Genomic DNA, 13640 nt, shown 5'->3' on the forward strand with positions numbered 1-13640 from the left:
ACGCAGTCCGGTTCGTTCGGGTGCCCACGCCTGGCATGAGGCAGCCATTGTCGCCTGTTTAAAAAAAGTTTGTAGTGCATTATAAATTAGTTTAAACTTAAAATAAATCACAATTGTGAAAGAGGCAAAACCACAGTACTGCACTCTTGTGTCTGTCCGGCGGCGCCGGCAAGACAGCGGCTGGACAGGCAACGGCCACAGACCGCATTCAAAGGATCTGTCATGAATATTGTATGTATCGGTGGCGGCCCGGCTGGTTTATATGCCGGGTTGCTGTTGAAAAAACGCAATCCCCAGGACCGGGTGGTGGTCATTGAACGCAACCGCCCGTTTGATACCTTCGGCTGGGGGGTGGTGTTTTCTGACGCCACGCTGGAAAACTTGAAAAAGGCCGACCTGCCGACGGCGGAACAAATCATCCGCCAATTCAACCACTGGGACGATATCGATATTCATATCGGCCAGACCACGATCCGCAGCGGCGGACACGGGTTTATCGGCATCGGCCGCAAGAAGATGCTCAATATCCTGCAACAGCGCTGTCTGGATCTTGGCGTGGAACTGGTGTTTGAGACCGTGGCCGAAGACGATCAGGCCATCGCAATGGATTACGATGCGGACCTGGTCATTGCGTCCGACGGCATCAATAGCCGCATCCGCACGCGCTACGCTGATACATTCAAACCGGATATCGACACCCGGCGCTGCCGCTTTGTCTGGCTGGGCACGCAAAAGACGTTTGATGCGTTTACCTTTGCCTTTGTCAATACAGAGCATGGCTGGTTTCAGGCGCACGCCTATCAATATGAAGAGGGCATGTCCACGTTCATTGTGGAAACCCTGGATGAAACCTGGCGCGCTGCCGGGATCGACAATATGTCGCAGGAGGAGGGTATTGCCTATTGCGAGGCCCTCTTTGCGCCGTGGCTGGACGGTCACAAGCTGCTCTCCAATGCCAAGCATTTGCGCGGATCGGCCATCTGGATTCAGTTTCCCCGCGTTATTTGCGAGCAGTGGGTACATCAGCAGCGCCTGTCTAACGGTAAAACCGTACCCGTGGTGCTGATGGGCGATGCCGCGCATACCGCGCATTTTTCTATCGGTTCGGGAACCAAGCTGGCGCTGGAAGATGCCATAGAGCTGGCCAGCAGTTTTCGCACCCACACTGATACCGGCGCCGCACTGACGCACTACGAAGCGCAGCGCAGCATCGAAGTGCTGAAAATTCAGAATGCGGCGCGCAATTCCACCGAATGGTTCGAGAATGTCAAACGCTACAGCCGGCTGGCGCCGGAGCAGTTTGCTTATTCGCTGCTGACACGCTCGCAGCGTATTTCACATGAAAACCTGCGGCTGCGCGATCCGCAGTGGATGCATCATTTTGAAAGCTGGTTCAGCCGTCAGGCCAGCCAGGCCAGATCCCCTGAGAGGGCGGCGGGCGCGGACAACGGCGCCGCTGCGATCCCACCCATGTGGACGCCGTTCAGCCTGCGCTCTGTGGTATTGAAAAACCGGATCGTGGTCTCTCCCATGGCCATGTACTCGTGCGTTGACGGGGTGCCCGGCGACTTTCATTTCCAGCATTTGCTGGCGCGCGCGCTGGGCGGCGCTGGCCTGGTCATGGTTGAAATGACCTGCGTGTCGCCTCAGGCACGAATCACGCCGCATTGCCCGGGCCTGTGGAACAACACTCAGTTGCAGGCCTGGCAACACATCGTGCAGGCGGTTCACACGCAGTCGGATGCAAAAATCGGCATTCAACTGGGCCATGCAGGTCGTAAGGGGTCAACCAAAGCGGCCTGGGATGGCATCGATATGCCACTGGAATCGGGCAACTGGCCGCTGGTTTCAGCGTCCCCCTTGCCGTATTTGCCAGATATCTCGCAAGTGCCCAAGGCGCTGGATGCGGCGGACATGCAGCACATTACCGAGCAGTTTGTACAGTCTACCCGGCTTGCCGCCCAGGCCGGGTTTGACGTGCTTGAACTGCATTGCGCACATGGCTATTTATTGTCGTGCTTTATTTCGCCATTGACCAATCAGCGCTCGGATGCCTACGGGGGCGCGTTGGAAAACCGCCTGCGTTTTCCCCTTGAAGTATTTAAAGCGATGCGTGCCCACTGGCCTGAAGATCGACCGCTTAATGTGCGTATCTCGGCCAGCGACTGGGTCGAGGGCGGTATTACCGCAGACGATGCGGTGCTTATTGCTCGCGCCTTCAAGGCGGCGGGCGCCGATCTGATTGACTGCTCGTCAGGGCAAGTCAGCCCCGAACAGAAGCCGGTGTATGGGCGCATGTACCAGACGCCTTTTGCAGACGAAATCCGCAATCAGGAAGGGATTGCCACCATGGCGGTCGGCGCCATCACAGAGGCAGACCAGGTCAACAGTATTATTGCCTCGGGTCGTGCAGATTTGTGTGCCATTGGCCGCCCCCATCTGGCCAACCCGGCCTGGACGCTGAGCGAAACGGCCAAGATCGGTTATACGCAAGTGCACTGGCCCCTGCAGTACAGCGCCGGCAAACGTCAAATCGAAACCCTGTTTGAACGGGCCCAATCAATGCAGAACGGATAAACCATCATGACGCAGACCGCTACACCCGCTTTGGACAATCGCCACGTGCTGATTACCGGCGCCAGTCAGGGAATCGGGCTTGAAGTGGCGCGCCTGGTGCTGGATGCCGGCGCCCGCGTGACGCTGCTGGCCCGTAACGGCGAGCGCCTGGTCGCGGCTGCGGCAAGCCTTTGCGCAGACGCGCAGCGGGTACACACGGTGCAGGCCGATATCACAGATGAAAAGGCGATCGAGATCGCCTTTGACGCGGCGCGGGCGCGCTTTGGCCCGATCAGTATTCTGGTCAACAATGCCGGGCAAGCGCAAAGCGAGCGCTTTGACCGCATGAACACCGAATTCTGGAACCGGATGCTGCAGGTCAATCTGACCGGGACCTATCAATGCATTGCCGCCGCGCTGCCCGATATGCTGGCGCAGGGCTGGGGGCGGATTGTGAACGTGGCCAGCGTTGCCGGGCTAAAGGGCTATGGCTATGTGGCCGCTTATTGTGCAGCCAAGCACGGGGTGGTGGGCCTGACCCGTGCCCTTGCTGTGGAGCTGGCCGCAAAAAATATTACGGTCAATGCCGTGTGCCCCGGTTATACCGAAACGCCGCTGCTCGATGGCGCCGTGGCCAATATGGTTGCCAAAACCGGCATGACTGCGGACAAGGCAAAGGCTGCATTGGCCAGCAACAATCCGCAGGGCAGGCTGGTGCAGCCCCAGGAGGTGGCACATGCCGTGCTGTGGCTGTGCCTGCCGCAGTCGGCCAGTATCAACGGGCAGGCTGTCCCGGTCGATGGCGGCGAGAAAATGGCCGGGTGAAGGCGCGGCCCGGCCAGTTGCCTGAGGGCAGTTGGCAAGACCAGGTATAGGCGGGCCAGGGAATGCAGCGATGACAGATGTGAATGCCGAAGAATCCAAGCATTCACCAGAAGGAAAACAGGAGATATACGATGACTATTTCGGATGACATCAACCCCATGCAGGATCAGCACAAGCCGCTGGCAGGCTATCGGGCCACGCATTTTGACTGGCAGGTCAGCGCTGACCACAAGGTGGCAACCATTACGCTGAACCGCCCGGAAAGAAAAAACCCGCTGACCTTCGATTCCTATGCCGAACTGCGTGACCTGTTTCGCTCCTTGTCTTACGCCAGTGACATCAAGGTGGTGGTGATCGCCGGCGCCGGTGGCAATTTCTGTTCCGGTGGCGATGTGCACGAAATTATCGGACCGCTCACCCGGATGTCGATGCCCCAGTTGCTTGCCTTTACCCAGATGACCGGCGACCTGGTCAAGGCCATGCGCGGGTGCCCGCAGCCGGTGATCGCGGCGGTGGCCGGTGTGTGTGCGGGTGCTGGCGCGATTCTGGCCATGGCGTCCGATATTCGGCTGGGCACGGCCGACAGCAAAACAGCCTTTCTATTTACCCGCGTTGGCCTGGCCGGTGCGGACATGGGCGCATGCGCAATTTTGCCGCGCATTATCGGCCAGGGCCGCGCCAGCGAACTGCTCTACACCGGGCGTTCCATGTCTGGCCAGGAAGGCCATCACTGGGGCTTCTACAACCAATTGCATGAGCCGGACCAGGTACTGGCTGCGGCGCAAACGATGGCAGCGCAGATTGCTGCGGGCCCGACCTTTGCCAATGGCATAACCAAGCATTGCCTGCATCACGAATGGAATATGGGTGTGGACGACGCCATTGATGCCGAAGCCCACGCGCAGGCCATCTGTATGCAGACCCGAGATTTTCATCGGGCCTATCATGCCTTCGTGGCGAAAAACAAACCCGTGTTCGAGGGAGACTGAGCATGCCTGATCACGAGTTTCTGGACTGGCCTTTTTTCCAGGAGCAGCATCGCCATGTTGCTGTCGAACTGGATCGCTGGGCACAGGAAAATCTGCGCAATGTGCCGCATGGCAATACCGATGATACCTGTCGTGAACTGGTACGCAGGATGGGAGAAGGCGGCTGGCTGCGCTATGCGGTTCCGGCAGGGCCCAATGGAAGCTGGGGCGGTGCGCTGGAGCACATTGATTCGCGCATGATCTGCCTGATCCGCGAGACCTTCGCGCGTTATCACGGCCTGGCCGACTTTGCCTTTGCCATGCAGGGCCTGGGTAGCGGCGCCATTGTGCTGGGCGGCTCCGAAGCACAGAAAAAATCCTATCTGCCACGTGTGGCGCGGGGCGAGCTGATTGCCGCCTTCGCCCTGTCCGAGCCCGATGCCGGGTCCGATGTGGCCGCCATGGCCTGCAAGGCCACGCAACAGGGATCCGAATATGTTCTGGATGGCGTCAAAACCTGGATCTCCAATGGTGGCATTGCCGATTTTTACTGTGTCTTTGCACGCACCGATTTTCTGCCAGGCGCGCGCGGGATCAGCGCCTTTATCGTGGACAGCAATGTGAAGGGGCTGGACACGTCCGAGCGCATTCACGTGATGGCGCCGCATCCGATGGCGGTGCTCAAACTGAAGCAATGCCGCCTCTCTTCCGAGGCCTTGTTGGGCACTAAGGGCGAGGGCTTCAAGCTGGCGATGCAGGTGCTGGATATTTTCCGCGCCTCGGTCGCGGCGGCGGCCAACGGGTTCGCCGCCAGGGCGCTGGACGAGGCCCTGGCGCGCAGCAAGACGCGCCAGATGTTTGGCGGTGTACTGGCCGACCTGCAACTGACCCAGGCAGCGCTGGGCGATATGGCAACGGCGCTGGATGCCAGCCGCCTGCTGACCTATCGCGCCGCCTGGCGGCGTGACGTGTACCAGGCCAGAACCACCAAGGAGGCCGCCATGGCCAAGATGTTTGCGACCGAATCGGCGCAGCAGGTCATTGACAAGGCCGTTCAGCTGTTTGGCGGACAGGGCGTGGTGGCCGGCGAGTGTGTAGAAGGGTTGTACCGGGATATTCGCGCCCTGCGCATTTACGAAGGCGCCACCGAAGTGCAGAAACTGATTATTGCACGTGAATTACTGCGGGACTGAATCGAAACGGGAGCAAAGACTTCCTGACTCATCCGCGCCGCCGGTTGAGCCGACAACACAGGAGACAAGCCATGACAGCACAGACAGGATTGCAAGACCGCTTTGTCATTGAACATCTGCCCGATAGCGGGCAGCAGCCGCAGTACCACTTCGACTTGCCACAACTGCAATACCCCGAGAAGCTCAACAGCGCGGTGGAATTGATTGACCACCACGTGCAGCAGGGGCGTGGCCAGAATATTGCGTTGCGCTGGCTGCAGGACGGTATGCAGAAGCAGATGACCTATCAGGCGCTGGCGCAATGGACCAACCAGCTGGCGCGGGTGCTGACCGAAGATCTGGGGCTGGTATCGGGCAACCGGCTGTTGCTGCGCGGCCCCAACAACGTGGGTATGGCTGGCGCGCTGCTGGCGTGCCTGAAGGCGGGCATTGTCGCCGTGCCCACCATGCCGCTGTTGCGCGCCCGGGAGCTGAGCGCCATTGTGCAAATTTCACAGGCGCAGGCCGCGCTGTGCGACGAACGGTTGCTGCAGGAGCTGGATCACTGCCGCAACCCCGATAATCCGAACTATTGCCCGACGCTGCAGCAGATCATGGCGTTCGGCACGCTGACGGCAGACAGCATGCAGGCGCGGGCCGACACCAAAAGCGCTGCGCCTTATGATGCGCAGACGCTGCGCGACGATCCCTGCATGATCGCCTTTACCAGCGGCACGACCGGCAAACCCAAGGGCTGCATCCATTTTCATCGCGATGTGCTGGCCATGTGCGATACCTTTTCCAGCCAGGTTCTGCAAACCCGGGAGACCGATATAGCTTGCGGCACGCCGCCGCTGGCCTTCACTTTCGGGCTGGGCGGGCTGCTGTGCTTTCCATTGCGCGCCGGCGGTTCGACCCTGCTGGTAGAAAAGCTGACCCCCGATGCTTTTTTGCAGATTATTCAGGACCACAAGGTGACCATGACCTTTACGGCGCCCACCTTCTATCGCAAGATGGCCGCCCTGGCCGAGGACTATGCGCTCGATTCCCTGCGGGTTTGCGTCTCGGCCGGCGAGGCGCTGCCCGATGACACGCGCCAGGTATGGAAGACGGCCAGCGGTATCAATATGACAGATGGCATTGGCGGGACGGAAATGATGCATGTGTATATTTCCAGTACCGGTAACGATATCCGTGATGGCGCTATCGGGCGGGTGGTGCCTGGCTACCAGGCCCGGGTGGTCGATGCCGATATGAACGAGGTACCGCCCGGCACGCTTGGTCGACTGGCTGTACGCGGCCCCACCGGCTGTCGTTATCTGGACGATGAGCGCCAATCGCGTTACGTGCAGCAGCAGTGGAACTTGCCCGGCGACGCTTTTGTGATGGACGCCGACGGTTACTTTTATTATCGCGCACGCGACGATGACATGATTGTCTCGGCCGGCTACAACATTGCCGGTCCGGAAGTCGAAAGCGTGCTCATGACCCACGCCGCGGTGAACGATTGCGGGGTCGTGGGCCGCAGCGACGCCGAGCGTGGTGCGATCGTCAAGGCCTATATTGTTCTGAACGACGGCTTTACACCCGGCGCTGAACTGGTCGCCGAGCTGCAAGATTATGTGAAGCAGGAAGCGGCGCCCTACAAGTATCCACGCGAAATTGAATTTGTTGAGCAGTTGCCGCGCACCGAAACCGGTAAGCTGCAGCGCTTTGTCCTGAGAAAAATGACCGAGACCCGGTAATCGGGATCGGTACAAGGAATGGGAAACTGAAAACATGGAAATATTGCAACCGTCAGATTGGACCAAACCCCGCGGCTATGCCAATGGCACGATGATCACCGTCGAGGCGGGCAGCCGGCTGCTGTTTGTCGGCGGGCAGATCGGCTGGAACGGGCAGCAGCAGTTTGAGTCCGATGATCTGGGCGAACAGGTGCGCCAGACCCTGGAAAATATCGTGGCCATCCTCAGGGAGGGCGGAGCAGCGCCATCCGATATTGTCCGCATGAACTGGTACGTGACCGACAAGCGCGAATATGTGGCCGCCTATCCGGCGATCGGCGAGCACTACCGCAATGTCATTGGCCGGCATTTTCCCGCCATGACGGCGGTACAGGTGGCCGGTCTGGTGGAAGACCGGGCCAAAGTGGAAATCGAGGTGACGGCAGTGGTGCGCGGCCCCCAACAATCCTCGGACTGAATAGGGGCATTGCCGCCTTTTACAGGGGTGAAAGGGGTAAAATACCGCTTTTGCCCACTGTTGGTGCGTCGCGCCAGCCCAGTCTTTCCGGATTCAAGCACGATCATGACTTCTGCCGCCCCTGTTTCTCTGGTGCCCGACTGCACCATCTCCCCCGTCTCTGAAATTGTCGAAGAGCTCAAGGCGGGGCGTATTGTTATCCTGGTCGACGAAGAGGATCGCGAAAATGAAGGCGATCTGGTCATGGCGGCAGACTTTGTCACGCCTGAAGCCATTAACTTCATGGTGACCCACGCCCGTGGCCTGGTATGCCTGACGCTGACTGAAGCGCGTTGCCGGCAGTTGGAGCTGCCGCTCATGGCCTCGCGCAACGGCACTTCCTTTGGCACCAACTTTACCGTGTCCATCGAGGCGGCCGAAGGCGTCACTACCGGCATCTCCGCCGCTGACCGGGCCCGCACCATCCAGGCGGCCGTTGCCAAAAACGCCAAGCCCCAGGATCTGGTCAATCCGGGACATATTTTTCCGGTCCAAGCCGTTTCCGGCGGCGTGCTGATTCGCGCCGGACACACTGAAGCGGGGTGCGATCTGACCGCCATGGCGGGCCTGACACCGGCCGCTGTTATCTGTGAAATTCTCAAACCCGATGGCAGCATGGCGCGCCTGCCCGACCTGGTTACCTTTGCCCGTGAACACAATCTGAAAATCGGCACGATCGCCGATCTGATCCAGTACCGCAGCGAAAACGAATCCATGATTCGCCGCCTGGGCAGCAAGACCCTGAAAACGCCTTTCGGTCAGTTCGAAGCGGTATCCTATCAGGACAGCATGTCGGGCGCCGGGCATATTGCGCTGGTGCATGGCGCCATCCATCCCGACCAGGAAACGCTGGTACGCGTCCATGAGCCGGTATCGGTACTGGATCTGCTGGACCTGGAACGCAATGCACACAGCTGGGGCGTGGCGCAGGCGCTGGAAGCCATTTCCGCCAGCCCGGCCGGCGTTCTGGTGCTGCTCAACTGCCAGGGATCGCAAAAGGGCCTGATCGAGGCGCTGGAAAAATGGGGAGAAACCGAGAGCACCGCGCGCAAGGATGATCGCTACGATCTGCGCACGTACGGTATCGGCGCGCAAATATTACGTGAACTGAACGTCGGAAAGATGCGCCTGCTCGCACTTCCACGTAAAATGCCAAGCATGACTGGTTATGCACTTACCGTGACAGGTTACGAAACTTCTTCTGACCCCCGCTGACTTTAAAGGAATGGCTATGAAACCCTATACACTCGCCCCTGATCTGAATGGCGAAGGCCTGCATATCGGCATCGTGTGCGCACGATTTAACGAGGAAATTGGTTTTGCCGAACTCGAAGCCTGCCTGGCCGAACTTGGCGAGCTGGGTGTCGACGAGCGCGACATTATGGTCGTGACCGTGCCCGGCGCGCTCGAAGTGGGCCTGACGCTGGCGCAAATGGCCGAAACCTATGAATTTGATGCGCTGATTGCCCTGGGGGCCGTCATTCGTGGTGAAACCTATCACTTCGAGATCGTTAGCAATGAAAGTGCTGCGGCCATTACCCGGGTGTCCATGGACACCAATGTGCCGGTGGCCAATGGCATTCTGACCACAGAAGACGAAGAGCAGGCCAAGGCTCGTGCCGAACAGAAAGGCAAGGATTGCGCCCAGGTTGCCGTGGAAATGGCCAATCTGTCGGCCGCCCTGGTGCCCGAGTCGGAAGACGAAGATGATGACTTCGAAGATCTGGATGATGACGACGACCAGGACGACGAAGATGATGAAACCGAAGAAGTAGCAGATACCCCAAGGCGATAGGACAACGAGTGGCTCAGGATAATAAAACAATGCATCGCAGTGCGCGCCGCCGGGCGCGCGAATTTGCCCTTCAGGGTATTTATGCCTGGCTGGTCAGTGGCGACACTGACCTGCGCGAGGCAGGCGCCATCGACGCTCACATCCAGGACAGCCCGGAATTCGAAAACGCGGATCCGGTCTGGTTCAAGACGCTGTTGCACGGCGTTTTTGCCGAGGCGCCGGCGCTGCGTGAAGCATTCGTGCCCTATATCGACCGCCCGCTGGACGAACTCTCGCCCATCGAGCACGGCATTCTGCTTATTGGCAGTTACGAACTCATTCATCATGTGGATGTTCCGTACAAAGTGGCCATTAACGAAGCGGTGGAGCTGGCCAAGGAATTTGGCGGCACCGACGGCTTCAAATTTGTCAATGGCGTACTGGACAAACTGGCAGCCCGTGTGCGTTCGCTTGAAGTCAATGCTGGACGCTGACCCGGGGTTGGTGGTCAGATGCGCTGCGGGTAGTGCCGGGCGTTAGCCGGGTGCTTTTGATGCTCGCGCAACTTGAAGAGCGGTTCCTATGTCCGGCGAATTTGATCTGATCCGTCAATTTTTTACCCGTCCCGCAGCCTCTGTTGATATGGCGGTGGGGGACGATTGCGCCATCCTGACGCCCACCGCCGGCACCTCCCTGGCGGTCAGCAAGGATCTGTTGCTCGAAGAGCGCCATTTCTTTTCCGACGTGGATCCCGAATCGCTGGGCCACAAATCACTGGCAGTGAACCTGTCCGATCTGGCCGCGATGGGGGCGACGCCGCGCGGCTGCCTGCTGGGCATAGCGCTGCCGCGTTACGATGCCGACTGGCTGACTGCGTTTTCCCGGGGCTTTAACCGCCTGGCCGACAAATACCAATGCCCGCTTATCGGTGGCGATACCACCCGCAGCGAACACGATATTGTCATCAGCGTTACTGTGCTGGGCGAAGTGACCCAGCCGTTTCTGCTGCGCAGTCGGGCCCAGCCCGGTGATGATATCTGGGTCTCTGGCAGCCTGGGCGCTGCCGACTGGGCCCTGAACCTGCTGCTGCGCCAGAAGGCGGGCGAAACCCTGAACGAACGCGAAACACAGACCCTGCAGGTCACCCGGCATGCCCTGGAGTGGCCCGAGCCACGTGTGGCCCTGGGGCTTGCCCTGCGGCCACTGGCGCATGCCGTCATAGATCTGTCCGACGGCCTGGTGCAGGACTTGAAACATATTTTGCATGCCAGCGGTGTCGCTGCCGTATTGTATGAATCTTTAATGCCTGTTAATCTTAGCCTGCCAGACGATGACCCGCAGCAAGTGCGCCAGTCCGTGTTGGGCGGGGGTGACGTCTACGAGTTGTGTTTTACGGCGCCGCAGACCGCCAGAGCGGCACTGCAAGCCATTGCTGCCAGCCTGCCTGTGACGCTTACGCGTATTGGAGAGGTTCACGTCGGGCAGGGTTTGCGGGTACTTGATGCTGCGCAACAGGATATCTCCGCACTTCCAGCGGGGTTCGACCATTTCCGGCCAGCTCGTCGGCGCAAGCCGTAAACACAGAAATAATTGCATGATAGAAGACATTCATACGCAAACGATACCTAATGCCTCTGGCACCAAAACGACCGTGAACGCGCAATGGCCTACTTTCGGGTGGATCCGGGCTAATGTCCACCGCTTCTTTGCCTTCGGGCTTGGTGCCGGACTGATCAGACCGGGACCCGGGACCTGGGGCACCCTGCTGGCCTGGGTACTCTGGTGGCCGCTCAGTTTTGTGCTGGGCACCGATTTTTACATGGCGCTGTTTATTCTGGTCGGCTTCGCTTACGGCGTCTATTGCTGCCATCGCGTCGCCCAGGAAATGCACGTAGATGACCACGGCGGCATCGTCTGGGACGAGATGGTCGCCTTCTGGGCAGTCCTGTTGCTGGTTGCCCCCATGAACCTGGGCTGGCAACTGGTCGCCTTTATTCTTTTTCGCTTTTTCGATATCGTCAAACCGCCACCCATCGGTTACTTTGATCGTACGCTCAAAAACGGGTTCGGCGTCATGTGGGACGACGTGGTGGCAGCGGCCTATACGCTATTCATCATGGCGATTGCCACCAGAATGTTGGGGTGAGTATGTCAGAGTTGTTGAGTGAACAGTGGCAGGTAGCTGCCCAGTTGGGAGAAGCGCTAAAGAAAAAGAGCTGGCTGCTGGGCACCGCAGAATCCTGCACCGGGGGTCTGCTGGCCGGCGCCATTACCGCCATTGCGGGATCCAGCCAATGGTTTGATCGCGGTTTCGTTACTTACACCAACGAAGCCAAGATGGATATGCTGGATGTCAACCAGGCTGCACTGGATAAATTTGGGGCCGTCAGTGAAGAAGTGGCCATCGAAATGGCCGAAGGCGTGCTGAGCAATGCGCCCCTATCCACTTGCGCGGTCAGCACGACCGGCATCGCGGGGCCCGACGGCGGCACCGCACACAAACCAGTAGGCCTGGTGTGCTTTGCGGTTTCCTACCGTAAGGCTGACGGCATTGTCACATTGCCATTCTCGCAGAATTTCGTTGGGGATCGCCATCAGGTGCGTGTCCAGGCGGTGATCTACGCCATGGAAATTACCCGGCGCATCGTCGAGGAAAACTAACTGCGGCAGGGTGGCCTAGTGCCGCCGGCAGGGGGACGGTGATCCTGCCGAACCCCCGTTTACCCAAATAATGTTGCTACAGGTTGCGTGCCCGATTGATCTGGTCACGCGTCTCCTGTGCGACACGAGCCGCTTCCTCTTTCCAGTTTTCATCGGAACTGGCATACAAAATGGCGCGTGACGAATTGATCATCATGCCGGTACCGGCGATATTGCGGCCGGCCGTCACGGTTTGCTCGATATCTCCGCCCTGGGCGCCAATACCTGGCACCAGCAGCGGCATGGCGTCGCCCACCCGGGCGCGAACCTTGCTTAACTCTTCGGGGAAGGTAGCGCCTACCACCAGACCGCACTGGCCGTGCGTGTTCCATTTTTCCGCGACCATGCTGGCCACATGCAGGTATAGCGGTTCGCCGCTGGCAGACTCAACAAATTGCAGATCGGAGCCGCCCGGATTGGAGGTGCGGCACAGAATAATAATGCCGCGGTCTTTCCATGCCAAGTATGGCTCGATGGAATCGAATCCCATATATGGGCTGACGGTAACAGCATCGGCCTTGTAGCGTTCGTACGCTTCGCGGGCGTAATGTTCAGCCGTCGTGCCGATGTCGCCGCGCTTGGCGTCCAGCACAATGGGCAAATGCGGATAGGTCTCGTGAATATAGGCGCACAGCTGTGACAACTGTTCTTCTGCGCCCTGTGACGCAAAATAGGCAATTTGTGGTTTGAAACCGCAGGCGTAGGGTGCTGATGCATCTACGATGCCCTTGCAGAACTCGAATGTGGATTCGCGGTTCTGTTTCATGCTAACAGGGAGTCTTTCGGGATCAGGGTCTAGGCCGACCATGAGCAGGGAGTTCTGGCTTTGCCAGGCGGATTCCAGTTTTTCGATAAATGTCATGAATAATTAATGTGAAAACAGACGAACAAAGAGCAAACCGAACCAGACCAGGCCGGCGAAAGTAATCACCATCATGACCGCAGCGCTGGCAATATCCTTGGTCTGGCCAATCAGGGGGTGCGTTTCTGCGCTGACCGTATCGGCCAGCACTTCGATGGCTGAATTGATCAGCTCTACCGTCAGGACGCTGACCAATACTCCCAGGAGCACAATGATCTCTGCAAAGTTGCGTCCCAGCAGGAAGGCAAAGGGCGTGAGCGTGATGCAGACAATCAGTTCCTGGCGAAAGGCTTCCTCGCTGGAAAAGGCTGCACGAAAGCCCTGTGCCGAGTACACAGTCGACTGGATAAAACGCAGTGCGCCGCGATTTTTGCGGACGTGCGGGTGGCTGGGTCGATTCATGAACGATATTGTAGTTCACAAAACGCTACGGCTTGATTAAACGGTGCTGTGCTGGCGCATTCAGACGTGTTGGCCCGGAATTTTCCCAGACGTGGGATGCGTGTCGGTGTTGTATCTGCCATCGTGCCGCACTTTGCAAG

The 13640-nt window shown here is 58.9% G+C and carries 14 protein-coding genes; 12 read left to right on the plus strand and 2 right to left on the minus strand.

Annotation, left to right across the window (positions count from 1 at the left end; genetic code table 11):
• The first annotated feature begins 222 nt into the window (after nt 1–222).
• The 12 genes from EV681_RS15830 (at nt 223) to EV681_RS15885 (ending at nt 12197) form a co-directional block, all read left to right on the plus strand.
• The gene (locus EV681_RS15830) at nt 223–2577 is read left to right on the plus strand and encodes a bifunctional salicylyl-CoA 5-hydroxylase/oxidoreductase (RefSeq protein WP_130304534.1); all 2355 of its coding nucleotides are present in this window, start codon (nt 223–225) and stop codon (nt 2575–2577) included.
• Between the two features lie 6 nt (nt 2578–2583).
• The gene (locus tag EV681_RS15835) at nt 2584–3381 is read left to right on the plus strand and encodes an SDR family NAD(P)-dependent oxidoreductase (protein WP_130304535.1); all 798 of its coding nucleotides are present in this window, start codon (nt 2584–2586) and stop codon (nt 3379–3381) included.
• A gap of 131 nt (nt 3382–3512) precedes the next feature.
• The gene (locus tag EV681_RS15840; RefSeq protein ID WP_130304536.1) at nt 3513–4370 is read left to right on the plus strand and encodes an enoyl-CoA hydratase family protein; all 858 of its coding nucleotides are present in this window, start codon (nt 3513–3515) and stop codon (nt 4368–4370) included.
• Nucleotides 4371–4372: 2 nt separating this feature from the next.
• Nucleotides 4373–5542: an acyl-CoA dehydrogenase family protein gene (locus EV681_RS15845; RefSeq protein ID WP_130304537.1), complete on the plus strand. Its 1170-nt coding sequence runs from the start codon at nt 4373–4375 to the stop codon at nt 5540–5542.
• Nucleotides 5543–5613: 71 nt separating this feature from the next.
• Nucleotides 5614–7266, plus strand: a complete 1653-nt coding sequence (locus EV681_RS15850) for an AMP-binding protein (protein WP_130304538.1) — start codon at nt 5614–5616, stop codon at nt 7264–7266.
• A gap of 34 nt (nt 7267–7300) precedes the next feature.
• A complete protein-coding gene (locus EV681_RS15855; protein WP_128396716.1) occupies nt 7301–7723 on the plus strand; it encodes a RidA family protein in 423 nt (140 codons plus the stop codon).
• Between the two features lie 105 nt (nt 7724–7828).
• Nucleotides 7829–8977, plus strand: coding sequence for a bifunctional 3,4-dihydroxy-2-butanone-4-phosphate synthase/GTP cyclohydrolase II (gene ribBA / locus EV681_RS15860; protein WP_128396717.1), 1149 nt, complete (start codon nt 7829–7831; stop codon nt 8975–8977).
• A gap of 16 nt (nt 8978–8993) precedes the next feature.
• The gene (gene ribH, locus EV681_RS15865) at nt 8994–9557 is read left to right on the plus strand and encodes a 6,7-dimethyl-8-ribityllumazine synthase (RefSeq protein WP_130304539.1); all 564 of its coding nucleotides are present in this window, start codon (nt 8994–8996) and stop codon (nt 9555–9557) included.
• A 29-nt stretch (nt 9558–9586) separates the two neighbouring features.
• Nucleotides 9587–10030 (plus strand): transcription antitermination factor NusB, encoded by a 444-nt coding sequence (gene nusB / locus EV681_RS15870; protein ID WP_014751893.1) that lies wholly within the window; start codon nt 9587–9589, stop codon nt 10028–10030.
• 88 nt (nt 10031–10118) lie between these two features.
• Entirely contained in the window at nt 10119–11114 is a 996-nt protein-coding gene (gene thiL, locus EV681_RS15875) for a thiamine-phosphate kinase (protein WP_128396719.1), read from the plus strand.
• Nucleotides 11115–11130: 16 nt separating this feature from the next.
• Complete coding sequence (locus EV681_RS15880; protein WP_128396720.1) at nt 11131–11682, plus strand: phosphatidylglycerophosphatase A family protein; 552 nt, start codon at nt 11131–11133, stop codon at nt 11680–11682.
• 2 nt (nt 11683–11684) lie between these two features.
• Entirely contained in the window at nt 11685–12197 is a 513-nt protein-coding gene (locus EV681_RS15885; RefSeq protein ID WP_130304540.1) for a CinA family protein, read from the plus strand.
• A gap of 76 nt (nt 12198–12273) precedes the next feature.
• Here EV681_RS15885 and pyrF read toward each other — a convergent pair whose 3' ends face one another.
• Together pyrF and EV681_RS15895 are read right to left on the minus strand one after the other, a co-directional pair.
• Nucleotides 12274–13098 carry an orotidine-5'-phosphate decarboxylase gene (gene pyrF, locus EV681_RS15890; RefSeq protein ID WP_128396722.1) on the minus strand — a complete coding sequence of 275 codons (825 nt, stop codon included), beginning with the start codon at nt 13096–13098 and terminating at the stop codon, nt 12274–12276.
• Nucleotides 13099–13104: 6 nt separating this feature from the next.
• Complete coding sequence (locus EV681_RS15895) at nt 13105–13500, minus strand: diacylglycerol kinase (protein WP_165393073.1); 396 nt, start codon at nt 13498–13500, stop codon at nt 13105–13107.
• Nucleotides 13501–13640 lie beyond the last annotated feature (140 nt).

Origin of the sequence: Advenella incenata (genome assembly GCF_004217095.1) — a bacterium.
GTDB classification, from domain to species: Bacteria; Pseudomonadota; Gammaproteobacteria; order Burkholderiales; family Burkholderiaceae_B; genus Advenella; species Advenella incenata.